21 protein-coding genes are annotated in these 24,098 nt (G+C 39.8%); 16 read left to right on the top strand and 5 right to left on the bottom strand.

The window, feature by feature from the left end:
• Positions 1–207 precede the first annotated feature (207 nt).
• The 8 genes from CD126_RS00105 (at position 208) to CD126_RS00075 (ending at position 9,469) form a co-directional block, all read left to right on the top strand.
• Positions 208–966 carry a DeoR/GlpR family DNA-binding transcription regulator gene (locus tag CD126_RS00105; RefSeq protein WP_103369857.1) on the top strand — a complete coding sequence of 253 codons (759 nt, stop codon included), beginning with the start codon at positions 208–210 and terminating at the stop codon, positions 964–966.
• Positions 963–1,880: a 1-phosphofructokinase gene (gene pfkB, locus CD126_RS00100; RefSeq protein WP_049408118.1), complete on the top strand. Its 918-nt coding sequence runs from the start codon at positions 963–965 to the stop codon at positions 1,878–1,880. Before CD126_RS00105 ends, pfkB begins: the two co-directional genes overlap by 4 nt.
• 91 nt (positions 1,881–1,971) lie before the next feature.
• Positions 1,972–3,918: a PTS fructose transporter subunit IIABC gene (locus tag CD126_RS00095; RefSeq protein WP_103369856.1), complete on the top strand. Its 1,947-nt coding sequence runs from the start codon at positions 1,972–1,974 to the stop codon at positions 3,916–3,918.
• A 197-nt stretch (positions 3,919–4,115) separates the two neighbouring features.
• Complete coding sequence (gene nagA / locus CD126_RS00090) at positions 4,116–5,270, top strand: N-acetylglucosamine-6-phosphate deacetylase (protein ID WP_103369855.1); 1,155 nt, start codon at positions 4,116–4,118, stop codon at positions 5,268–5,270.
• Between the two features lie 210 nt (positions 5,271–5,480).
• The gene (locus tag CD126_RS00085; protein WP_103369854.1) at positions 5,481–6,827 is read left to right on the top strand and encodes a hemolysin family protein; all 1,347 of its coding nucleotides are present in this window, start codon (positions 5,481–5,483) and stop codon (positions 6,825–6,827) included.
• A 161-nt stretch (positions 6,828–6,988) separates the two neighbouring features.
• Complete coding sequence (locus tag CD126_RS12060) at positions 6,989–7,141, top strand: hypothetical protein (protein ID WP_160313436.1); 153 nt, start codon at positions 6,989–6,991, stop codon at positions 7,139–7,141.
• Between the two features lie 127 nt (positions 7,142–7,268).
• Complete coding sequence (locus CD126_RS00080; protein WP_049408124.1) at positions 7,269–8,108, top strand: aldo/keto reductase; 840 nt, start codon at positions 7,269–7,271, stop codon at positions 8,106–8,108.
• Between the two features lie 314 nt (positions 8,109–8,422).
• A complete protein-coding gene (locus CD126_RS00075; RefSeq protein ID WP_049408127.1) occupies positions 8,423–9,469 on the top strand; it encodes a glycosyltransferase family 2 protein in 1,047 nt (348 codons plus the stop codon).
• 199 nt (positions 9,470–9,668) lie between these two features.
• Here CD126_RS00075 and CD126_RS00070 read toward each other — a convergent pair whose 3' ends face one another.
• From CD126_RS00070 to queC, 5 genes are all read right to left on the bottom strand, one after another.
• Positions 9,669–9,941, bottom strand: a complete 273-nt coding sequence (locus CD126_RS00070) for a GlsB/YeaQ/YmgE family stress response membrane protein (RefSeq protein ID WP_049408129.1) — start codon at positions 9,939–9,941, stop codon at positions 9,669–9,671.
• 58 nt (positions 9,942–9,999) lie between these two features.
• Positions 10,000–10,596, bottom strand: coding sequence for a hypothetical protein (locus tag CD126_RS00065; protein ID WP_049408131.1), 597 nt, complete (start codon positions 10,594–10,596; stop codon positions 10,000–10,002).
• Positions 10,597–10,868: 272 nt separating this feature from the next.
• Positions 10,869–11,585, bottom strand: coding sequence for a 7-carboxy-7-deazaguanine synthase QueE (queE, locus tag CD126_RS00060; protein WP_103369853.1), 717 nt, complete (start codon positions 11,583–11,585; stop codon positions 10,869–10,871).
• Positions 11,578–12,003: a 6-carboxytetrahydropterin synthase QueD gene (gene queD, locus CD126_RS00055; protein WP_103369852.1), complete on the bottom strand. Its 426-nt coding sequence runs from the start codon at positions 12,001–12,003 to the stop codon at positions 11,578–11,580. Before queD ends, queE begins: the two co-directional genes overlap by 8 nt.
• Position 12,004: 1 nt before the next feature.
• Positions 12,005–12,676 carry a 7-cyano-7-deazaguanine synthase QueC gene (queC, locus tag CD126_RS00050; RefSeq protein WP_049408152.1) on the bottom strand — a complete coding sequence of 224 codons (672 nt, stop codon included), beginning with the start codon at positions 12,674–12,676 and terminating at the stop codon, positions 12,005–12,007.
• Between the two features lie 272 nt (positions 12,677–12,948).
• Here queC and CD126_RS00045 point away from each other — a divergent pair, with 272 nt between their 5' ends.
• The 8 genes from CD126_RS00045 (at position 12,949) to CD126_RS00005 (ending at position 23,699) form a co-directional block, all read left to right on the top strand.
• Positions 12,949–13,536, top strand: a complete 588-nt coding sequence (locus CD126_RS00045; RefSeq protein ID WP_103369851.1) for an anthranilate synthase component II — start codon at positions 12,949–12,951, stop codon at positions 13,534–13,536.
• Positions 13,520–14,662: a chorismate-binding protein gene (locus tag CD126_RS00040; RefSeq protein ID WP_103369850.1), complete on the top strand. Its 1,143-nt coding sequence runs from the start codon at positions 13,520–13,522 to the stop codon at positions 14,660–14,662. The genes CD126_RS00045 and CD126_RS00040 overlap by 17 nt, the downstream gene beginning before the upstream one ends.
• A complete protein-coding gene (locus CD126_RS00035) occupies positions 14,662–15,270 on the top strand; it encodes an aminotransferase class IV (protein ID WP_049408140.1) in 609 nt (202 codons plus the stop codon). Before CD126_RS00040 ends, CD126_RS00035 begins: the two co-directional genes overlap by 1 nt.
• Before the next feature lie 355 nt (positions 15,271–15,625).
• Positions 15,626–16,333 (top strand): 5-oxoprolinase subunit B family protein, encoded by a 708-nt coding sequence (locus tag CD126_RS00025; RefSeq protein WP_103369849.1) that lies wholly within the window; start codon positions 15,626–15,628, stop codon positions 16,331–16,333.
• Positions 16,321–17,325, top strand: coding sequence for a 5-oxoprolinase subunit C family protein (locus CD126_RS00020; protein WP_002471775.1), 1,005 nt, complete (start codon positions 16,321–16,323; stop codon positions 17,323–17,325). Before CD126_RS00025 ends, CD126_RS00020 begins: the two co-directional genes overlap by 13 nt.
• 630 nt (positions 17,326–17,955) lie before the next feature.
• A complete protein-coding gene (ltaS, locus tag CD126_RS00015) occupies positions 17,956–19,899 on the top strand; it encodes a polyglycerol-phosphate lipoteichoic acid synthase LtaS (RefSeq protein ID WP_103369848.1) in 1,944 nt (647 codons plus the stop codon).
• Positions 19,900–20,168: 269 nt separating this feature from the next.
• Positions 20,169–21,881 (top strand): ABC transporter ATP-binding protein, encoded by a 1,713-nt coding sequence (locus CD126_RS00010; protein ID WP_049408148.1) that lies wholly within the window; start codon positions 20,169–20,171, stop codon positions 21,879–21,881.
• Positions 21,882–21,950: 69 nt separating this feature from the next.
• On the top strand, positions 21,951–23,699 hold the full coding sequence (locus CD126_RS00005; protein ID WP_103369847.1) for an ABC transporter ATP-binding protein: 1,749 nt from the start codon (positions 21,951–21,953) through the stop codon (positions 23,697–23,699).
• The last annotated feature ends 399 nt before the right edge of the window (positions 23,700–24,098 follow it).

Genomic DNA, 24,098 nt, shown 5'->3' with positions numbered 1-24,098 from the left:
ATCGCTTTCTCGAACTCTAGTCATCCTTGAGGGGGCAAGACTACGAAATCTTGGATTTCTGTCTTGCTCCCATATTGTATACCGAATTTGACAGATTTTGGAATATTTTCGTGTATACAGTGATTGTTTTTGAATGAATTTGGTTAAAAATGATTGAATTATGAAAGCGATGACATTATAATAAAGGTGAAATGAGGTGGATGAGCGATGATCAGTGAGAAGCGTCATGAAATGATTTTATCTGAATTGAGAAACAAAGAATTCTTAACCTTACAAGAATTGGTTGACCATACTGGAAGTAGTGCGTCGACAGTACGACGAGATTTGTCTAAACTGCAACAGATGGGCAAGCTTTCTCGCGTTCATGGTGGCGCGGCATTAAATCAATCCGTGGTGACAGAGGCGAAACTCGCAGACAAACGCACGCGTAATTTACAAGAGAAACAAGAGATTGCGCGTCAAGCAGCAGAATATGTAGAAGATCATGACTGTATCTTTCTCGATGCTGGTTCAACGACGCTGGAGATGATTCCATTTATCAAAGCGAAGCATGTGACCGTGGTAACTAACGGTTTAACACATGTGGAAGAGTTACTGAAATATGGTTTCAAGACGTTAACATTAGGTGGCGAAGTTAAAGCGACGACATTAGCTACTGTAGGCGTTAATGCATTGGAAACGTTGAAGAAATATCGCTTTGATAAAGCTTTTATCGGGATTAACGGTTTAGATCTCCATCACGGTTTAACGACGCCAGATGAACAAGAGGCATTGATTAAAGCGTATGCGATTGACTTTAGCTTTCACACTTACGTTCTAGCTGATCATACGAAATATGACAAAGTTTATTTCGCGACGGTTCCGATAACTTCCTCAGTATCGGTCCTCGTTTCTGAACAAATAACCGCTTTAGACGTATTTCAGTCATATGCTCAACAGTATCACTTGATAGGAGGTTTAACATGATTTACACGGTAACACTCAATCCTTCTATTGACTATGTCGTCTATACAGAAGACTTTCAACTTGAAGGACTGAATCGTGCAACTTCGACGCAGAAGTTTGCAGGTGGAAAGGGTATCAATGTATCGCGTGTGCTGCAGACGTTGGATACGCCCACAACAGCACTTGGCTTTGCGGGTGGTTTCCCGGGTCAATTTATACGTGAACAATTAGAAAGTCAGGGTATTGAAGCGCGTTTTATCGAAACGTCTGAAGATACGCGTATTAATATTAAGTTGAAAACAGATACGGAAACTGAAATTAATGCGCCAGGACCGCAAGTGACTGAAGCGCAATTTGAAGCCCTTTTACAACAAATGCGAGAGACAACTGAACAGGATACGGTTGTGATTGCAGGTAGTATGCCGAAAAGTTTGCCTAGAGATGCGTATCGACAAATTGTCGAAATCTTAAGTCATACAGGGGCACAGTTTGTGGTAGATGCTGAAAAAGAACTAGTGGAATCGGTATTGGATTACCACCCACGCTTCATCAAACCAAATAAAGATGAGCTTGAAATGATGTTTGACACGACCATTCAATCTGATGCAGACGTTGTACGCTGTGGCCAACATATCCTCGAGAAAGGTGCACAATCTGTCATTATTTCTCTAGGCGGAGAAGGTGCGATCTACATGGATGCTGAAAGACGGTTGAAAGCGCAGGTGCCTACTGGACGGGTCGTTAACACAGTAGGTTCAGGAGATAGCACAGTTGCCGGAATGGTTGCAGGATTGGATCAAGGCCAATCTATCGAAGAAGCTTTTGCTCAAGCCGTTGCGTCGGGTACTGCAACAGCCTTTAATGATGATTTAGCGGAAAAGGACAGCATCGATCGCATTCGACAACAAGTACAAATCACGTCCATTGATGCGTAACTACTTCGGCACAAGGTAATCAAGACGAACGCACACAGTGAAGACGAACATGAATATTGAAATTGAACAATCATTGTTGGGAGTGAACAAGATGAGAATTACCGAATTATTAACGAAAGACACCATTGCTATGGAATTGTCAGCTTCAGACAAAGACGGTGTGATCAATGAATTGGTTGATCAACTCGACCAAGCAGGGAAATTGAATGACAAAGCAGCATATCAACAAGCGATTTTTGATCGTGAAGCACAAAGCACAACAGGAATTGGTGAAGGTATTGCCATTCCTCACGCGAAAGTAGAAGCAGTAGAACAACCTGCAATTGCTTTCGGTAAATCCCAAGCAGGTGTAGATTATCAAAGTTTAGACATGCAACCTGCACACCTCTTCTTTATGATTGCAGCACCTGCTGGCGGCGCTCAAACCCATTTGGATGCCTTAGCGAAATTATCTGGCATACTCATGGATGACCAAGTACGTGCTGAACTACTTGCAGCTAACTCGCCAGAAGAAGTATTGAATATTATTAATAAAGCAGATGACGAAGCCACTGACGAGGAAACAGAAGAAGTTGCAGAAGATGCGAGTGGTGTTCCTGCAGGCGAAGAAGAGAAACCTTATATCCTCGCAGTCACTGCTTGTCCAACAGGTATTGCACATACGTACATGGCACGTGATGCCTTGAAGAAACAAGCGGGCAAGATGGACGTCAACATTAAAGTAGAAACAAATGGTTCTGGCGGTGTGAAGAATCGACTCACACGCGAGGATATCGAGAAAGCTACTGGAATCATCGTTGCAGCAGATGTGCACGTTGAAACAGATCGCTTTGACGGCAAGAATGTCGTAGAAGTTCCAGTAGCTGACGGGATTAAACGTCCTGAAGAGCTAATTAACATGGCGCAAGATACGTCGCGTCAACCGTTCGTTGCACGTGGAGATAGCAAGAACACGAGCGGCGGTACAAATGAGAAACAAAGTGTCGGTAAGACGATTTACAAACACTTGATGAACGGTGTCTCCAATATGCTACCACTCGTTATCGCTGGTGGTATCTTGATGGCTATCGTCTTCCTCATGGGTACGAACTCTTTCGATCCTAAGAGCAAAGAATATATTCCGTTTGCAGAACAGTTATGGAACATTGGTAAAAACAGTGCATTTGCGCTCATCATTCCAATCTTGTCTGGTTACATCGCACGTAGTATTGCCGACAAACCTGGTTTCGCTGCTGGTTTAGTTGGTGGTATGCTTGCCGTATCGGGTGATTCCGGATTTATCGGTGGTATTATTGCAGGTTTCTTAGCGGGTTACTTAACTGAAGGTATTAAAAAGCTCTTCAGTCGTATTCCACAAGCGCTTGAAGGGTTGAAACCTACATTAATTTATCCAATCTTATCTGTAACGATTACAGGCTTAGCATTGATTTATGTGATCAATCCGCCTGCAGCATGGTTAAACCACTTATTACTTCACGGTTTAAATAGTTTATCCGGTGCTAATGTGATGATACTCGGTCTCGTCGTCGGCGCAATGATGGCGATTGACATGGGTGGTCCTTTCAACAAAGCAGCGTACGTCTTTGCGACTGCAGCGTTAATCGAAGGGAATACAGCACCGATTACTGCTGCAATGGTCGGCGGTATGGTGCCACCGATTGCACTTGCGACAGCAATGCTCATCTTCCGTAAGAAATTTACGAAAGCACAACGCGGTTCTATCGTTCCGAACTATGTGATGGGCTTATCCTTCATCACTGAGGGTGCGATTCCGTTTGCGGCGGCTGACCCGATCCGTGTCATTCCATCTATGATGATTGGTTCAGGTATCGGTGGTGCGATTGCTTTAGGACTCGGTTCAGCTATCCGAGCACCACACGGCGGTATCTTCGTCGTATTTGGTACAGACTTTGGTCACTCACTTCAAACACTCTTAGCTATCGTGGTCGGTGCGTTAGTCAGCGCGATTATCTACGGAATTATTAAACCGAAACTCTCTGAAGATGAAATCCAAGCTTCTCAAGCTATGGACGAATAGTTAACGTAGTAGTAAGTGAAGTTTTTAAGGCAAATAGATTTTGTAAAATGATAGTAAGTATTGAAAGTAATTGAAGATGTTGCGAGACCTGCATTGTTCGAAATCATTGACGATGCAGGTCTTTTTAACTAAAGAGATGCGTCGCTTGCGATGTTATTGTAAAATAAAGTTACTACTCTAAACATAAAGAAGGTCAAATTATGGAATATGTCATTACTAACGGCAAAATTTATACAGAAGATAAAGTGATCGATCGTGGCTACTTGGTAGTCAAAGACGGTAAGATAACAGAAATTGCCTCCGGTGATTACACAGGTGAGTTGAAGACTTACGACGCACAAGGACACGATATCTTACCCGGCTTCATCGATATTCATATCCATGGCGGATATGGCAAGGATGCCATGGACGCTTCAGAAGAAGGTTTACAGCATTTAGCACAGAATCTCTTAAGTGAAGGTACGACAAGTTTCCTAGCGACGACGATGACGCAATCCGATGAGAACGTCGAACGTGCGCTCAGTACGATTGCTACTTATAAAGATAAACAATCTTCTACAGAAGAAGCAGAAATCTTAGGTGTACATTTGGAGGGTCCATTTATTTCTGAACATAAAGTGGGAGCGCAGAACCCTGCTTATGTGCAACGTCCGTCTGTAGAGAAGATTCGTCATTTCCAAGATGTTGCAAATCAATTGATCAAGATTATTACGTTCGCTCCAGAAGTTGAAGGTGCACATGAAACGTTAGAAGCTCTACACGATGACATTATCTTCTCAATGGGGCATACAGTAGCGACGTTTGATGAGGCGAATGAAGCGGTCGAACATGGTGCGAAACATATCACTCACCTCTATAACGCAGCGACGCCGTTTGAACATCGTAACCCTGGCGTCTTTGGGGCTGCTTGGACGAATGATCATCTCGCTACAGAAATCATCGTTGACGGTGTGCATTCACATCCGGCAGCTGTGGCGATTGCGTACAAACAGAAAGGTAACGAGCATTTTTATCTCATCACTGATGCGATGCGTGCGAAAGGCATGCCTGAAGGAGAATATGATTTAGGTGGACAGAACGTGCATGTCAAAGGTTCTGAAGCCCGCTTGGCGAGTGGTTCGCTTGCTGGAAGTATTCTACGTATGAACGACGGTTTAGAGAATTTGAAACAGTTTACGGGTGCGAACCTTGAAGAATTGTGGCGTGTAACGAGCATGAACCAAGCACGTGCGTTAGGTGTAGATAGCAGTAAGGGCAGTCTTGTTGTGGGAAAAGATGCAGACATCGTAATTACGGGTACGCACACTGAAGTTATCGCGACGATTAAAGGTGGCGAGCTTCATGAGTTCTAGTGTAAAAGCCAACTTTTTAGTGTGATATACTATTAAAATTGTTTAGAAATATGCTATTATGGATACAATACGTCTTTTTTAGGGAGGTGCTACAATGGGAAGGATTTAACGTGGAATCAATATCATAGTTATACACGTAATCTAGGCTTATGGAAACCACATTGTGGCACTGATCAATTTGGAGGTGAATCCCTAAATTAGGGGAATTAATTGGAAACAACGACCATAATTAGTTTAATTATTTTTATTCTGTTAATTGCATTAACTACTGTCTTTGTAGGTTCTGAGTTTGCGCTAGTGAAAGTAAGATCTACACGAATTGAACAATTAGCAGCAGGAGGTAACGGCAGTGCGAAAGTCGTTCGTAAGATGATTCACAATTTAGATTATTACCTATCTGCTTGTCAGCTTGGTATTACAGTGACATCTTTAGGATTAGGTTGGCTAGGGGAACCGACTTTTAAGAAGATCCTCAGTCCGCTCTTTAACCTCTTCCCGATGCCTGAACCTGTGCAGACGACGCTTGCATTTATCATCGCGTTCATCTTAGTGACTTATTTGCACGTCGTACTGGGTGAGCTTGCGCCGAAGTCTATTGCGATTCAACACACAGAGAAACTCGCGCTCGTCTACTCACGTCCACTATACTACTTCGGCATGATTATGAAACCGCTCCTCTGGTTGATGAATGGTTCTGCGCGCTTAATCATACGAATCATGGGTGTAGACCCAGATGCAGACAACGATGCGATGTCAGAAGAAGAAATTAAGATTATCATTAATAATAGTTATAATGGCGGCGAAATCAATCAAACTGAGCTCGCATATATGCAGAATATCTTCTCATTTGATGAGCGTCACGCCAAAGATATTATGGTTCCGCGTACACAAGTGACGACGTTGAATGAACCTTTCAACGTTGAAGAGTTGCTTGAAACGATTAAAGAACACCAATTTACACGTTATCCAATCACAGAAGATGGCGACAAAGACCATGTGAAAGGGTTTATCAACGTTAAGGAATTTCTTACAGAGTATGCCTCTGGTGAAGCGATTCGCATTAGCAACTATATTCACGAACTCCCGATGATTTCTGAAACGACACGTATTAGCGACGCATTGATTCGCATGCAGCGTGAGCACGTACATATGAGTCTCATCATTGACGAGTATGGCGGTACAGCTGGTATCTTAACGATGGAAGATATCTTGGAAGAGATTGTCGGCGAAATTCGAGATGAGTTCGATAACGACGAGGTTAACGATATTGTTAAAATTAATGACGACACCTTCCAAATCAACGGTCGTGTGTTACTAGATGACATTCAAGATCAATTTGGCATCGAGTTCGAAGATTCAGAGGATATCGACACGATTGGAGGTTGGTTACAAGCACACAACACCAACTTACAACAGAATGATTATGTCGATACAATATTTGATCGTTGGATTATTTCAGAAATCGATAATCATCAAATCATCAATGTTATTTTAAAATATGAATATAACGAAACACGTCATACAGATGAAGACGAAGAAGAGGACGACCATCAATAAAATGGTGAAAGCGTCGAAAGTTTGAATCGATGACGTAGATCAAGGCTCGAGTTGGAATTAGCGTTCTGACTCGAGCTTTTTTCAGCAGGTGGAGTCAGATTAAATGGAAATGTTAAGGTGGACTGCAGAGGCAAAATCTTAGAAAGAGAGGTCTTTTACCAATGAAGCATCACTCACGAAAAGATACTGCGCACACATCAGAAGAACTTGCGAAACTTCGACAGGAAAATGAAGAATTAAAAGCAGAGCTGGCGTATCAAAAAAGACTGCAGAAGATGAAAGAACATGTAGAAAATAAATATTCCCCAAAATAAAGTGATCATCACTGACTTTGATCATACTTGATATCAGCCCCTGTACAGACAGCGAAGAGCACTTTCTTGTCATTCTCAAGCCGAACATGGCAAAATTAAGTTGAGAATGAAAGTGAGGAGAGAGCGTATGGTTCAAGATACTTATTACTTAAACAATGGTTATCCAATGCCGAAGATTGGTCTCGGCGTTTATAAGATTACTGACGAGGAAATGGAGACGGCAGTAGAGACTGCGATTGAAGCGGGTTATCGCGCCTTCGATACTGCTTACTTTTACGGAAATGAACAAGCGTTGGGTCGCGCCCTTAAGCACTCAGGTGTCGATCGCGAAGACCTCTTTATCACGTCTAAATTGTGGAACGATTACCAAGGGTATGAGCAGACGTTAACTTACTTTGAGAAATCGTTACAGAATTTAGGTACGGATTATTTAGATTTGTATCTCATTCACTGGCCGTGTGAAGCGGACGAACTGTTTATTGAAAGTTATAAAGCGTTAGAGCAACTTTATCATGATGGTAAAATTCGTGCGATCGGTGTATGTAACTTTAAGCCGCATCATTTGGAACGTTTAATGGCGGAAACGGATGTAACGCCAGCTGTAAACCAAATTGAGTGTCATCCATACTTTAATCAACAAGAGACGCAAGATTTCTGCGATAAGCATGACATAGCAGTAACGGCGTGGATGCCATTAATGCGCAATCGTGGCTTATTAGATCATCCAACTGTGGTGAATATTGCAGAACGTTACGATAAGACACCAGCTCAAATCGTACTTCGTTGGCATTTAGCGCACAACCGTGTCATCATACCGAAATCTAAGACACCTGAACGTATCCGTGAGAATTACGATATCCTTGATTTCAACCTAGAACTCACTGATATCGCTGAAATTGATAGTCTAGATCAAGGTGCGCGACAAGGTAAAGATCCAGATGAGGTCCGCATCGGTACGTTGAAATAAGAATTTAATATGATTTGAAGCAAATAATTCCACCAAATAGGTTTATCAGACCTGTTTTGGTGGAATTTTTGTAGCACTTGTACTGTTTATGTAGATGATAGCATTTCATCAGTAAACTTATCATACAAACAAAGTATATTGCTTATTAATAAGTTTTTCTTTTAAAATCAGTTGATTTTTGCAATAATTAAATCGGTATGTAACGTGGTTATTAACTCAACTTTAAGTTTTTGTAAAACTGTGACTTTTGAGTCGTCAATGAAATTCTATAATTGGTAAAGTAATGATAACCACGGGTGAAAGGTGTTAAATAGATGAAAGTAAGAGTCATTATACCTTGTTACAACGAGGGTGAAGTCATATTAAAAACGTATAAAAAACTGATAGAAATATTAGAAACAGATAGTCTGCGTCAACATTACGATTATGACTTACTTTTTATAGATGATGGGAGTAAAGATAGTACCATCAGTTATATTCAAGAGGCAGCGACTACAGATTCACACGTGAAATTTATTTCGTTTAGCCGCAACTTCGGTAAGGAATCTGCGATGATTGCAGGTTATCAGCACAGTACAGATTGTGATGCAGTTATTATGATTGATGCAGATTTGCAGCATCCACCTCATTTGATACCGAAGATGATTCAAGGTTATATGGACGGCTATGATCAGGTGATAGCGAAACGTAATCGTTGTGGAGAGAACAAATCGCGTAAGTGGCTGACGAAATTGTATTATCGTATGATTAACCGTTTCGTGGAAGATATTCGTCTTGAGGACGGTGTCGGTGATTTCCGTTTATTGAGTCAACGTGCAGTGATTTCGCTAACACAACTCGACGAGACGAATCGTTTCTCTAAAGGCCTCTACGCATGGATCGGTTACCATACCCAAGTGTTTACGTACGAGAACGTCGAACGCGAAGATGGTGAGTCGAAATGGTCCTTTAGTAAGTTGTTGAATTACGGCATTGATGGTTTGATTTCCTTTAATAATAAACCTTTGCGCGCTATGATTTATCTCGGTCTCATCGTCTTCGGCTTAAGTTTGCTGTATATCATTTATATACTGATTAGTATTATGGTTCACGGCATTGAAACGCCGGGTTATTTCTCAACGATCGCAGCGATATTACTTATTGGCGGCATTCAACTCATCTCAATCGGTATTGTAGGTGAATATATCGGACGGATTTACTATGAGGTGAAGAAGCGGCCGAAATACATCGTGCAGGCTTCCAATTTGAACGAGCCAGATACTGATGATTTGCAGGCGCAAGCGGTACAGGAGATGTTGAATGGTAAAAGTCGTACTCAGGATGTGGAAGCATCCGAGAAGAAACAGAATTCCCATGTTTAATAGAACATAAAAGGGCGCCCCTCTCAAACTGTTGATTTGCAGCAAAGAGGGGCGTCCTCGTATATAAAAAAGGACCAGAACACTATGTATATAGCCCTCTAGCCCTCATTCCCTTGAAGTTAACATTTCATTAGTTGATGACGATTCGAAGTCATCATTGTCCCTAAAAATGGTAACAACAAGGGTTAATTATCGTTTGTTATTTTTTACCGCGTAATTTACCAACGATAAATGAAACAATTAATACTAATACGATAGTACCAATTAACGCTGGAATAATGTGGACACCACCTGGATGTGGGCCGAAGTTTTCAGCGCCGAATAAACCGAAGATCCATTGACCTAAGAATGAACCTACAATACCTGCGATGATATTACCAATGATTCCACCAGGAATATCTTTACCTACGATAAGACCTGCTAGCCAACCGATAATACCACCTACGATTAACATAACAATGAAACTTAACATAATTCGTTACCTCCTTTTCTACGTTGTGCTGGTACATTATACCCATAAAGATTTAAGGTTAATCATTTTTAGAAAAAAATAATTTCGACCATACAATAAATGCGCAGAATAATAAGTTGATAATGAGTAGCACATACCAGAAAGGAGTTAAGATGGTCATCACCGCAAAGGAGAGAACCATGATGATTTCGCCGACAGTCATTGGATAGGAAAGTTGATGAATCGGTTTCACTTTCTTGCGCTCTGAATATTGAAATGTACTTACGAAGAGAACAATCCCGCCGATAAGAAAGACAGCAGGTGCTAAGTAAGGTAACGACATGTAATAAGACACTTCACTCATCTTGTAAGTAAGGAGCGTAGATAAACTCATGACAAACGCGAAGATGATTGCAATGAAGCGTTGTGTATGTATGAGCGCATGGCCATTCTTTCTATCAACATAGAATTGAAGTACGGCCCATATTAACAGCATAGCCACTGTCGTTATAGTGATAAAGTTGTATTTGTTTATAAATAATAAGTTGATTAAGCCAGTCACAGCCATCGAAATAATAATCGTATTGAAACTTAATTTCTTGTAGTGTTGTCTATATAAATCAGCAAATACGATGATGAACACTGCAACTATGTCGACTATGATTGGTATCAGCATGGTGTTCTCCTATCTTTAAGACTTTATTGCAACATTATATCAATTAACGTCGCTTTAAGCATTTGAAAACGTCTAAAGCTACATTAAGTATCGTATCGTTATTCTAACATGAAAGGAGTGAGACGGTAGCTGTATTGCGGACACGTCTCACTCCTTATTAGTTAAAATGAACTGTTTTGTTTTTATTTTGGCTATGATGAGCTATTCGAGCATTCAGCCCTGTGATTAATTAACAGCATGCGCCTTGTACTAGCGCTTCAAAGATGGAATTCTTACACACCTTTCGTATTACTCCATAGCAGCGTGTGGAGTTGTGGTAAAACATAAACGTCATTCATCTCGCTACTCTTCATAACGCGGTCGACGAGATCTTCGTATAGCAAGAGAAGTTTGTCAGTATGATTATCCACGTGTTCGCCTTCAAGATAAGGATTGCCCACTTGTAAATAGAACGGGATAGATGGATAACGATGGTGAATCATCTTCGCAAAGTCGAAATCAGCTTCTTCAAAGATAACGACTTTTAAGTTGAGTGTATCGTGTACGCATTGTTCGATGACCTCATCCAGTAGTGGGAGGTTTGGTTTCATCATTGAACTAGGTGGTTTCGGACTGATCGTTAAGTCATCGATTTGACGCATCCACGGTTGATACTTACTGCCCTGAGTTTCGAGTGCAGTGTAAATGCCTTTCTCTTGAAAGAGGTCGACGAGATCTTGAATCGCTTTGATCAAAGCAGGGTTGCCACCACTAATTGTGACGTGGTTAAAGTAATCGCCACCGACCTCTTTTAACTCTTCATAGACCTCATCAGCTGTCATCATGCGAATCTCATCTTTAGCGCTGCCGTCCCACGTAAAGCTAGAGTCACACCAGTCACAGCGATAGTCACACCCGGCAGTGCGGACGAACATCGTCTTGCGCCCAATGACTTTGCCTTCACCTTGAATCGTAGGGCCGAATATTTCTAATACAGGAATCTTAGCCATGACGAAACTCCTTCGCGATATAACGGACGTAACTTGTAGGTGTTTCTCGCACGAATACTTGCGCGCATTTCGGTTGATTGTCACGTTGGTCGAGATGTTCTTGAACCATTTCGTAAACCGTTTGAGCCACAATTTCAGTAGAAGGACTTTGACCTTCAAATGCGGGCAGGTCATTTAATAAATGGTGATCGAACTGACCGTGTACCAGTTGCTTTAATTCGCTAAAATTAACTAAAAAACCGTTGTGATCCAACTCATCTCCAACGATGGTTAAATTGACGAAATAAGTATGTCCGTGTGTTCGCATACATTTGCCAGCATCTTCATTAGGAATATAGTGTGCTGCAGAGAAATTGAAGTCTTTATTAAGTTCAAATGAGTATTTATGGTTGATTGAAGGATACATTTGTTGGAACATCTTATTTCTCTCCTTTTTCTTCAAGATAGGCATTTAAGCCACGTGCACGAAGTTGACAAGCTGGGCAAGTGCCACATCCTTCTCCGATGACACCGTTGTAACAAGTAAGTGTATTGTGGCGGATATAGTCTAAGACACCAAGCTCATCGCTTAAGGCCCATGTTTCTTTTTTATCTAACCACATAAGCGGCGTGTGAATAACGAAATCTTTATCCATAGATAAGCTCAGTGTGACATTCATTGATTTGATAAAGCTGTCTCGGCAATCAGGATAGCCAGAGAAGTCCGTTTCGCAGACGCCGGTAATGATATTCTTCGCATTGAGTTGATAAGCCAGGGCGCCTGCAAAGGACAAGAAGAGCAGGTTGCGTGCAGGGACGAACGTATTTGGCATCTCGTCACCTTCTTGTTCAATGTCCATATCGTGTTGCGTAAGCGCGTTAGGTGTGAGTTGTGATAACAAGGACATATCGAGCACATGATGTTTCAGCCCTTGTTCTTTCGCAATCGCTTCCGCTACTTCAATTTCTTTGTCGTGACGTTGTCCATATTGGAAAGTGACCAATTCGACATGTTCGAAATGTTTCTTAGCCCAGAACAGGCATGTCGTACTATCTTGGCCACCGCTAAACACGACAATGGCTTTCTCTTTGTCTAAAGTTTGTTCAGTCATTACGTAAGTCGCTCCTTTAATTTGCGTTCCCACTTATGACCTCATAAAAAAACGCCTATCTCTATAAAAAAGATAGACGTGTCATCACGGGTCTAGTTTTTTATAGAGGGTTATAAGCTAGGAACCTCTGTGAGTATTCATATTGTTTGATTGGCGTTAATTTGCGCTATGTTCGTTCACAAGAATAATATATTTGTATTGTAAAATCAAGGACAGATTTGTGATAATAAAGGTAAGTGAATTAATTATGGGGATGGAAAGAAGGCGCATATATGCTGGTCATGATCGATAATCAAGATTCATTTACATATAATTTAGTAGATTTAATTCAACAACAGTTAGGGGCGTCAATACAAGTCATCAGTAGTACTGAAGCGAATGTCGAACAACTTGAGGCACTCAATCCGACGGGGTTAATTATTTCACCTGGGCCGGGTCGACCTGAAGATTATCCGCAGCTCTATGATATTTTTCATCGTTATGAAACAGAGATACCCATTCTCGGTGTGTGTCTCGGCTTTCAATTCATGATTGCTTACTATGGTGGTCAAATCATACATAGTGACCGTCCTGTTCATGGTCACACGACAGCGATTACGCATGATAACGAAGGACTATTTGAACATTTAAGTCAAGGCTTCCACGTGATGCGTTATCACTCGTTGATGGCAGGCGATGTAACTGAACCATTGAAAGTGTGTGCGACGAATGAGGATGGGATTCCAATGGGTGTGATGCATCATTCATTGCCGATTTACGGTGTGCAATATCATCCTGAGTCCATCTTGAGTGAGTATGGACGTGCACAAATTCAGCTATTTTTAGAAAAGGTAGGAGAACGTCATGCAAATCCAATTTAACTACCGCTATTACGTGAACTCAGATGACTTTGAAACGCACCATGCGTCGCTTGAACAGTTTGTGACGAAACGTATCGCGGTGCAACTTTCGGAAGTGCAAGAAGTGGTGCGCTTTGCTGAATATATGCAGAAGAGAGGCTATTACGTCGCACTGTATCTACCTTACGAATCAGCACGTGCATTTAATCCTGAGATGACGACGGTGACGCCACCAGAAGACTATGTCTACGCGGCTGCTTACATCTTTGATAGCATTCAATATTACGACGGAGAATTTGAGACCGCAACGCACGAACCTCAACAGCAGTTTACATTTCAGTTGAGTGACGAAACGATGCAAGACCATATTCAACGTGTACAAGATGCGATTGTCAAAGGAAATACGTATCAAGTGAACTATACAACCCGTTTAACTGATGCGATTCGTCAACCTATTGCAGATTTGTACTATGCCTTGTTAGCGAAAGGGCATGGGAATTATGCGGCACTCTTCGATACTGATGAAGTACAAGTTGCGTCTTTCTCACCAGAGCTCTTCTTCCAAAAAGGGAGCTTCGGGGGACGGCCGAATACCATTGTAAGTAAGCCGATGAAAGGGACAGCGCCACGTGCTACAGATGAAGCGGAAGATGAGGCGAACTATCAACACCTCACGCAATCGAAGAAAGACCAAGCGGAGAACGTCATGATTGTTGATTTGTTAAGAAATGATATTGCGCGTATTGCCCAAACAGGTAGTGTCGATGTGCATCATTTATTTGCGATTGAGACATACGAAACGGTGTATCAAATGACCTCAATGGTAACAGGCGAAGTGACGTCAGAGACTTCGCTGAACACAATCTTTCAAGCGCTCTTCCCATGTGGTTCGATCACAAGTGCACCGAAGCTCAATACGATGCGTTACATCGCCGATTTAGAACAAATACCACGCTATATTTATTGTGGTACGCTCGGCCTGATGTTACCGAGCGGGCAAAGTATCTTCAATGTTCCGATTCGAACGGTGGAATATGTGGATGAGCAAGCACGTTATGGTGTAGGTGCTGGTATTACGATTGATTCAGATCCTGCTCAAGAGGTTCAAGAGTTTAAGGATAAAACGAAGATATTGGAGCAATTATAATGCAATTATTTGAAACGATGCGTTTAGAGAAAGGCAAGATTCCCCGTCTACGTTACCATTATGAAAGAATAGCACATGCATGTGACGATTTGAACTTTCAATTCGACCCTGAGAACTGGCACAGAGAAATTGAGTATTTAATGTCGCACTATCCCAATGAGGTATGGCGACTGAAAGTGCGAGTGGATGCCCAAGGAGAAGTGACATCAGAAATTGCAGAATTACCGACTAAATCACGTTTTAGTGCGCGATTTCAACCTAGTCATCCATCCGCCGATCCATCAGTGGTGACGCATAAAACGACAGATCGAAGCCATTTAGAACATGATCATCAAACGGATTTGATTTTACTATATCGTTCAGATGGCAAGGTGTTAGAATTTGATATCGGTAATGTCGTCATTGAAGAAGCGGGTGAATGGTACACGCCAGCAAATGACGGAGATTTATTGGAAGGATGTAAACGTCGAGAACTTTTAGCAACTGGGAAATTGCAGATAAGAAACTATCAGAAAGCGGAGTTAATCGAGAAACTTCGAGCGCAACAGGTCAAGGTGTACATGATTAATAGTTTGCGAGAGGTTGCCGAGGTCGACATTCATCTATAAAATAGTGTAAGAATAAGATGACACAAGTTAAGTTAGTTTTAATAGAAGTGTCAAGCCTGATATGAATCAAAGTTAGGCGAACATTTTTATGGTAGGACATGATTTTAGAATAAATGAGGCGAGTGAATGATCATCATCTGGTTGCTGTGTGCTGTGCTTATCGTAGTGTTAACGTATTGTGCTATCAAACGGTATCAGAAACATCTATCATACCTCATGCAACAAGTGATTATAGTTGTGATGCTGATAGTAGAGAGTGTTGTCATTTATTATCTAGTACAAGAAATTGTGAAGTTCATCGTTCGAGGTTTGGGCTTATTTTACCATGAGTGATAATTAATAATGAGGTGAGCAAATGAAGATATATAGTCAAGGAGACCAAGCGATTGTCGTCTCAATTGAGAAAGAAGTCTCGAAAGATCTAACGGAAGATTTACTCGCTTTAAGAAAATATTTATTATCGCGAAATTATCCGTTTATTACTGAAATTGTACCAACTGAATCTGACATGATGATTTGTTATGATGCGCGAGATATGATTAAACATTATGACATTGCTTCGCCTTATTTATATATGAAAGAATTAGTCGAATCGATTCAATTAGAAATCAAGTATGAGAATCATGATGACGTCATTAATGAAATTCCGGTCATTTATGGTGGTCAGTACGGACCAGATCTGAATGAGCTCATAAAGGACTATCAAATTGATGAGGCAACATTTATCGAACGTCACACAACACCTACCTATTTCGTTTCAATGATGGGCTACTCACCTGGCTTTCCGTATCTCACGGGTATGGATGAGTCATTATACGTGAATTATACAGGTAAGAAGAAGTCCTTTATTCCAGCGGGTTCAGTCATTATTGAAGGTAAAAAGACAGGCATTACTACGACGGATACATATGGGGATTGGCTAGTTATCGGTTATACGCCACTGCGCCTCTTTGATCCGTCAAAAAGAGACTTTACATCTTTAAAACTAGGGGATAGCGTGCAGTTTAAAGCGCAACGACCAGAAGATGTTGAACTAGGAGGGTATCAACCATGTCAATCATAATTGAAGAGCCAGGATTGTTCTCCAACTTTCAAGATTTCGGGAGACAGGGTTACGAACATAATGGTGTGATACCAGGTGGTGCAATGGATACGCTTGCCCATGAAATTGCGAATCGTCTCGTCGCTAATGATAAAGGTGAAGCAACGTTAGAAATGACCAATCAAATGGCGAGTATTCGTTTTACCGAACCCACGTTAATTGCCATTTGTGGTGGGAATTTCAAAGCAGCAACGCAACATATGGAAATTTATCCTAATAAATTGTATCTCGTCGATAAGGGTGACGTCTTACATTTTACTGAAACGCGCCATACCTCTCGTTTATACCTCGCTATCGGTGGAGGATTTGAACTAGACGACTGGCTCGGGTCTGCTTCTACTGACTTCAAAGCACAAATTGGTGGCCATCATGGTCGTGCATTGCGTAAAGGTGACGAAATTAATATGAAACGGGATTATACCGAACGACATCATAAACTCTTTGAGAATTTGGCAGAGACACATCAAGCGGATTGGGGTGTCGATGGTTATGCGTTGTCATTTAACTATATCTCAGATGTCTTCCACGTAATTCCGAATAAAGGTACGGAAGACTTTGAACAAGAGATGCTGACACGCTTTACGACGAGCGAGTACAAGGTAACGAGCAAAGCCAACCGTATCGGAATGTTGGTTGAAGGTACCCCTGTTCAAGCATTCTATGATGATATGCCACGTCACCAATCAGTGAAGCGAGGTACGATTCAAGTGAAACGTGATGGAACGCCTATCATCTTGCTCAATGATCATTTTACGTTGGGCAGTTATCCGCAGATTGGCACGATTGCGAGCTATCACCTGTCGAAATTGGCTCAGAAACATCAAGGGACACGTTTGAAGTTCCAATTTATCGACGTTCAAACAGCTGAGAAGAATCTCGTGAAATATAGTAACTGGCTCAATCAGTTGTTCCATGCCATTGAATATCGCATGCAATTAGAAATGTTGAAATAGGTGCGTGTTTAAATTTAGAGGAATGACGAGGTCGAGGTGCGAGTACTCTAAGGCTGAGATAGAGCTTAATGTAACTTCGGCCTAAAGTCTGATGATTTATGACGCGAAACGTTCTATAATTTAGTAATCCTATGTTTCTTAGGTAAGAAGATGAATAAGGCATGATCTCTGTCATGTCGCACTTTTGAATTGAGTAGGGTGGCTTGTAAAAGTCACTTTTTACTTGATATTTACTATAATTTGCTATATATTATTAAACTGAACTATCTCTTTGAGCTCGATTGGTTGATTAATCAAGTCATGCAAAGAGAATGATGAAATGGAAAAATTTAGTGAAAATAAGTCAATGTTGTCGCTTATGACTATGAGAAGGTAAGCGACACCTATAACGTTTTATAAGAAAATTAGAGAGTTTTAGGCTATTTCTGAAAACTCGAAGTTGTAAATGAAATCAAAGTATAAGATTGCATGGTTTGAAGGGTTACTCGACCATCTAGTGTTATATGTATTGAAGATCTTATGCTTGCCTTATCGGGCTTTTGGATAACAATGACGAACTAGTATAAAGATGGTATGTAAGGGAAATAGATGAACCTACATATTCAGATCTAAATAATCGGGGGAACAAACATGAGCCTGCACAAAAAGAAATTGTCTCTTTTTGCGTTTTTTCTATTAACCGTACTCACAATTACGTTAAAAACATACTTTTCATACTACGTTGATTTTTCTTTAGGTGTGAAAGGATTAGTACAGAATTTAATATTATTAATGAATCCATATAGTTTAATCGCGTTGATACTGAGTATCTTCTTATTCTTCAAAGGTAAGAAAGCATACTGGTTTATCTTTATAGGCGGGTTCTTGTTGACTTTCCTATTATACGCGAACGTCGTTTACTTTAGATTCTTCTCTGACTTTTTAACATTTAGTACGTTAAACCAAGTCAGTAACGTCGATTCTATGGGTGGCGCAGTAGGTGCTTCTTTCCAATGGTACGACTTTGTTTACTTTATCGATATTATCGTTTACCTTTTTATTTTAATTTTTAAACATAAATGGTTAGATAAACGCGCATTTAGTAAAAAGTTTGTACCTGTTGTAATGGCAGCTGCTGTTGCACTATTCTTCTTAAACTTAGCTTTTGCAGAATCTAACCGTCCTGAATTATTAACACGTACATTTGACCACAAATACTTAGTAAAATATTTAGGACCGTATAACTTCACTGTTTATGATGGCGTGAAGACAATTCAGAACAATCAACAGAAAGCGTTAGCTAACGAAGACGACTTAACGAAAGTGTTAAACTATACGAAACAGAAGAATACGAAACCTAACCCTGAGTATTACGGTGCTGCGAAGAAGAAAAATATCATTAAGATTCACTTAGAAAGTTTCCAAACATTCTTAGTGAATAAGAAAGTAAATGGTCAAGAGGTAACACCATTTATCAATAAATTATCAACAGGAAATGAAGATTTTAGATATTATCCAAACTTCTTCCACCAAACAGGTCAAGGTAAGACATCAGACTCTGAGTTTACTATGGATAATAGCTTGTACGGCTTACCTCAAGGTTCAGCGTACTCACTGAAAGGTGACAATACGTATCAGTCGTTGCCGGCTATTCTCCATCAGAAACAAGGCTATACTTCGAGCGTAATGCATGGGGACTACAAGACATTCTGGAACCGTGACCAAATCTATAAACATTTCGGTATCGATAAGTTCTATGATGCAACGTACTATGATATGTCTGAAGACAATTTAGAGAACTTAGGCTTGAAAGATAAACCATTCTTTAAAAAGTCAGTAGATTACATTTCTAAAGAGAATGAACCATTCTATACGCACTTAATTACGTTGACGAACCATTATCCATTTACATTAAAAGAACAAGATGCATCTATAGATAAACCGAATACAGGTGATTCAACTGTAGATGGTTACATTCAAACTGCACATTATCTTGACCAATCATTAGAGCAATTTATTAATGATCTCAAGAAAAAAGGTGTTTATAAAGACTCTGTCATCATGATTTACGGTGACCACTACGGTATTTCTGAAAACCATAATAATGCGATGGAAAAACTGTTAGGTGAAAAGATCACTCCAGCGAAATTCACTGACTTGAACCGTACAGGTTTCTGGTTGAAGATTCCTGGTAAAGAAGGAACAGTTGACCATACGTATGCTGGACAACAAGACGTTATGCCAACGTTGTTACACTTACTAGGCATTAAAACAGATAACTACCTCATGATGGGTACTGATATGTTATCTAAAGATCATAACGATACCGTCCCATTCAGAAACGGTGACTTCGTTACGAAAGATTACAAATACGTGAATGGTCGTATTTATTCTAATAAAGATAACAAACCGTTAACTAAGAAACCGAAAGACTTCGACAAACGTAAGAATCAAACGGTGAAAGACCTTGAAATGAGTGACAACGTATTAAATGGTGACTTGTTCAGATTCTACGACAACCCAGATTTCGACAAGATTAAGCCATCAGATTACAACTATAAGTCTGGTCCAGAAGGTAAAGAGAAGAAAAAATAATATATGATATAGGCGATAAGCCCTTCAACAGTTGATTTCAATTGTTGGAGGGCTTGCTTTGTGTTGTTTAGGTTTAAGGATTACTAAGAGACTCACGTTAAACTTAGAGGGAAAAGCGGGGAAAATAAATATCTTTATATGATATTGATAATCGTTATCAATTAGTATATAGTTAACTTACATATATTGAACAATACAAAGGTAAAGTGATATAGATTTTTCACAATTGATATATAAGAGGAGACATCTTAGAAAGGAGCAATCGTTGTATGAATAATCATCGACATTGGATGAGTAGCTTATGGGAATTTAGTAAGGGGAGTCAATTAAGGTTACTATGCTCTACATTACTATCTATATTAAGTGTTTTTGCTGGCCTTATTCCTTATTGGGCGATTTATCGCTTAATATTACAGATTATTGAAGGTGCCAGAAGTTCTAACGAGATTAAAATCTACATTGTGATTGCGGTTAGTGCGTATATTATACAAATAATCAGCTTTGGAGCTTCAACTGTACTATCACACGTTTCCGCTTATCACATTTTAAGTCAAATTAGAGTAAGGCTTGCTCAGAAACTGATGCGATTACCTCTAGGTGTGATTGAAAGTAAAAGTATTGGAGAACTTAAAAGTTTATTTGTAGATAAGGTTGAAAAGATTGAATTGCCACTGGCGCACCTGATACCTGAAGTCATTGGTAATCTTCTTCTATCATTAGCGATATTTATTTCTATGATCATCATTGATTGGAGAATAGCTCTCGCGCTATTAATTACGCTACCTCTATCACTATTCGCATTTCAACGGCTGATGTCTGGGTTCGATGCAACCTATGATAACCAGGTGAAATCGAGTAACTATATGAATAGTTCTATTGTTGAATATATCGAAGGGATTGAAGTTATTAAGACCTTTAATCAGTCCCAGACTTCTTATCAAAAGTATAGAGATGCTGTACATAATTACAAGACACATACACTCAATTGGTTTCGAGATACTTGGGGATACATGAGTTTATGCTTAAGCTTACTACCTTCGACATTCGTAGGCGTCTTACCTATGGGAATGTATTTGGTTTCAGTGCATCAACTTAATAACGCTCAATTTTTTCTCTGTTTAGTACTATCTCTCGGTGTAGTTGCACCTATTCGAAACTTCACTAATTACATTAATCAAATTAAATCTATACAATACGCCATATTAGATGTGACAACTATTTTAGAGATCGATGAATTGCCAGAATCTAAGCAACCAAGTCTTCCTCAGACTAAAGATATTATTTTTAAAGATGTGGGTTTCTCATATCATAATACTGAACAAGATATGATATTTAACCACCTTTCTTTTGAAATACCTGAACGGACTTATACAGCACTCGTAGGGCCTTCTGGTAGTGGTAAATCAACAGTCGCGAAATTGCTATTACGCTTTTGGGACACGACACGTGGTGATATTTACATTGGTGGTGTAAACATTAAAGATATTTCACCTAAAGATCTTAATGAACTCATTAGGTTTGTTGATCAAGACAACTTTCTACTCAATTTAAGCTTTAAAGATAATATCAAATTAGGGAAACCTGAAGCTACAGATGAAGAAGTGATTCATGCAGCGAAGTTAGCTTATTGTCACGATTTCATTAGCGTGTTACCAGAAGGATACGACACGGTAGTAGGTTCAGTTGGTGATAAATTGTCGGGTGGAGAGAAGCAACGTGTTACTATTGCGCGAATGTTGTTAAAAGATGCACCTATCGTCATTCTTGATGAAGCTACAGCTTATATTGATCCAGGTAGCGAACAACAAATTCAACAAGCGATAGCGAGTTTAACGCATAACAAGACACTTATCGTTATTGCACATCGACTCTCAACGATTAAAAATGCAGATCAGATTCTCGTTATAGGAGAGAAACAACTGCTTGAGAAAGGCACGCATAAAGCGTTAATCGAACAGAAAGGGTTATACCATCACATGTGACAAACGCATATCGATTCGAGAAATTGGGGTGTGTCTTCGTAACTAAGTCATCATGAAAGGAGCTCACAAATGTTTAGAATTACATTTCGTATACTACACTGGATGGCACCATATAAAGGAAGAATGATTGCAGGATTTATGCTATCGTTTGCCAATTCAATTCTTATTGCGTTATCCATTTTTTTAGCTGCCCAAGTATTTGCGCGAATCATGTCACAAGAAACTATTAGCAATAAAGATATATTCAATGTCTTTTTGGCGATGATCTTTCTCGTTGCTGGTCGTTTTGTGATGACATATGCAAAGAGTAGATTACATGAAAGTATTGCGTATGAGATGACAGCTGATGAACGTTTGAAGATCGGTGAAAAGTTGAAAGGGGTTAAATTAGGATATTTCGATGATCAAACGACAAATAATTTAACTACGACCGTTACCACAGATTTAACCTTTCTTGAAAATTATACGATGAAAATGATAGATATCGTCATCAATGGTTACATACTTATTTCTGTATTAATACTTTCATTGTTAACTATATCTGTTCAAGTAGCGCTTGTTGCTTTATTAGGCGTTATCTTATCGCTGATAAGTATCTTTTTATTAGAAAGAATGAGTAAGAGAAATGCACCTTTATATCATCAGCAACAAAATCAATTGATTGAAAAAGTTATTGAAATGATTAGAGGTATTAAGGTAATTAAGACTTTCGCAAAAGAAGATACAAGTTTAAAAAGTTTCTACGCAGCGGTAAATAATAGCAAGCGTGTAAACACTAAAGTGGAATTGCAATATACACCGTTTAATTTACTTCATCTGCTAAGTTTGAAAGTGATTTCGGTCTTCATTGTAGTTTGTGCTGTAATGTTGTATTTTAATGGCCATATTGATCTATCGACGTTAATTATGCTTTCTATCTTCTCATTTATCATTTTTGAAAGTATTGAACACATTAATAGTGCTGCTCATGTATTAGAAATGATTGCAGTCACACTAGAAGATTTGCAACAAATTAAAGAGGCACCTACTCTAGATGAAGGTGGTCATGAAATTGCTGTTCAACAGCATAAAATTGAGTTTGACCATGTTGACTTCTCATTTTCCAATAAAAAGGTGATTAATGATGTGACCTTGGAAGTTCAACCAGGTACCTCTCTCGCTATCATCGGACCTTCGGGTAGCGGGAAGACGACGTTGTGTAATTTGTTGATGCGCTTCTATGATATCGACAAGGGTAATATTAAAGTAGGCGGAATCGATATTCGCGAAATGACACTTCCCTCATTAATGTCGCAAATCAGTACGGTATTTCAGAAAGTCTATCTGTTTAATGATACGATATATAATAATATTCTCTTTGGTAAGCCTGAGGCGACTAAAAGTGACATTATTGAAGCGGCTAAACAGGCTCAGTGTCACGACTTTATTATGTCTTTACCTCAAGGGTATCAAACAGTGGTTAATGAGAAAGGGAATAATCTCTCAGGCGGAGAGAAACAACGTATTTCTATTGCAAGAGCGATATTGAAAGATGCGCCTATTATCATCTTTGACGAGGCTACAGCAAGCATTGACCCAGAGAACGAGCACTTAATTCAAAGTGCCATTGATCATTTGAGTGAAGGGAAGACTATGATTACTATCGCGCACAAGATTAATATTATCAAGAATGCTGATCAAATCATCGTCTTAGATGAAGGACAAATTGTACAACGCGGAACGCATCAAGAACTCATGCAAGAACATGGTATCTACCGAGACTTTCTAAGTATTCGTGATCAATCTGAAAGTTGGAAGATTGAAACAGGAGAGGCATAAATTTTCTATCACTATAGTTCATAGCTTCTCACGTGCAGAAAGTCATTTATTCTTACGGTTCAATCGTTTATTCTATTACTTTGATTCAAAATAGGATTGGAAAATTTAAATACCACAAAAGCCTAGGACGCGCAGAATCATTATATCTACGCGTCCTAGGCTTTACTTTTTATACAAATCAAAATTATAAATATTGAAGAAAAAGAGGCTGGGACACTAACAGAAACTAGTGTTTGAGATAGATGAAAATCACGCTTAAAATGAATCTTTATTATATTTTCAATGTCGACTCGAGACGCATGATGGAACTCGACCACAACGAAAATCCATTCCTAGAGCTCTAAGAGCGAGAGGAATTAGTTGAGTGTGGTCCTACGCAGTTGCTGACTGAATTCGAGA

Origin of the sequence: Staphylococcus pettenkoferi (genome assembly GCF_002902685.1) — a bacterium.
GTDB lineage: Bacteria > Bacillota > Bacilli > Staphylococcales > Staphylococcaceae > Staphylococcus > Staphylococcus pettenkoferi.
The sequence above is the reverse complement of the archived record's forward strand: the minus strand, read 5'-3'. Positions and strand labels throughout refer to the sequence as shown.

Excerpts from the sequence above, each read along its gene's own strand:
- CD126_RS00045 (WP_103369851.1), top strand. The coding sequence starts at position 12,949 with ATGCTGGTCATGATCGATAATCAAGATTCATTTACATATAATTTAGTA.
- queC (WP_049408152.1), bottom strand. The coding sequence starts at position 12,676 with ATGACTGAACAAACTTTAGACAAAGAGAAAGCCATTGTCGTGTTTAGC.
- CD126_RS00095 (WP_103369856.1), top strand. The coding sequence starts at position 1,972 with ATGAGAATTACCGAATTATTAACGAAAGACACCATTGCTATGGAATTG.
- CD126_RS00035 (WP_049408140.1), top strand. The coding sequence starts at position 14,662 with ATGCAATTATTTGAAACGATGCGTTTAGAGAAAGGCAAGATTCCCCGT.
- CD126_RS00105 (WP_103369857.1), top strand. The coding sequence starts at position 208 with ATGATCAGTGAGAAGCGTCATGAAATGATTTTATCTGAATTGAGAAAC.
- CD126_RS00070 (WP_049408129.1), bottom strand. The coding sequence starts at position 9,941 with ATGTTAAGTTTCATTGTTATGTTAATCGTAGGTGGTATTATCGGTTGG.
- queD (WP_103369852.1), bottom strand. The coding sequence starts at position 12,003 with ATGTTCCAACAAATGTATCCTTCAATCAACCATAAATACTCATTTGAA.
- CD126_RS00075 (WP_049408127.1), top strand. The coding sequence starts at position 8,423 with ATGAAAGTAAGAGTCATTATACCTTGTTACAACGAGGGTGAAGTCATA.
- CD126_RS00020 (WP_002471775.1), top strand. The coding sequence starts at position 16,321 with ATGTCAATCATAATTGAAGAGCCAGGATTGTTCTCCAACTTTCAAGAT.
- pfkB (WP_049408118.1), top strand. The coding sequence starts at position 963 with ATGATTTACACGGTAACACTCAATCCTTCTATTGACTATGTCGTCTAT.
- CD126_RS12060 (WP_160313436.1), top strand. The coding sequence starts at position 6,989 with ATGAAGCATCACTCACGAAAAGATACTGCGCACACATCAGAAGAACTT.
- CD126_RS00040 (WP_103369850.1), top strand. The coding sequence starts at position 13,520 with ATGCAAATCCAATTTAACTACCGCTATTACGTGAACTCAGATGACTTT.
- CD126_RS00025 (WP_103369849.1), top strand. The coding sequence starts at position 15,626 with ATGAAGATATATAGTCAAGGAGACCAAGCGATTGTCGTCTCAATTGAG.
- CD126_RS00080 (WP_049408124.1), top strand. The coding sequence starts at position 7,269 with ATGGTTCAAGATACTTATTACTTAAACAATGGTTATCCAATGCCGAAG.
- CD126_RS00065 (WP_049408131.1), bottom strand. The coding sequence starts at position 10,596 with ATGCTGATACCAATCATAGTCGACATAGTTGCAGTGTTCATCATCGTA.
- CD126_RS00005 (WP_103369847.1), top strand. The coding sequence starts at position 21,951 with ATGTTTAGAATTACATTTCGTATACTACACTGGATGGCACCATATAAA.
- CD126_RS00010 (WP_049408148.1), top strand. The coding sequence starts at position 20,169 with ATGAATAATCATCGACATTGGATGAGTAGCTTATGGGAATTTAGTAAG.
- queE (WP_103369853.1), bottom strand. The coding sequence starts at position 11,585 with ATGGCTAAGATTCCTGTATTAGAAATATTCGGCCCTACGATTCAAGGT.
- ltaS (WP_103369848.1), top strand. The coding sequence starts at position 17,956 with ATGAGCCTGCACAAAAAGAAATTGTCTCTTTTTGCGTTTTTTCTATTA.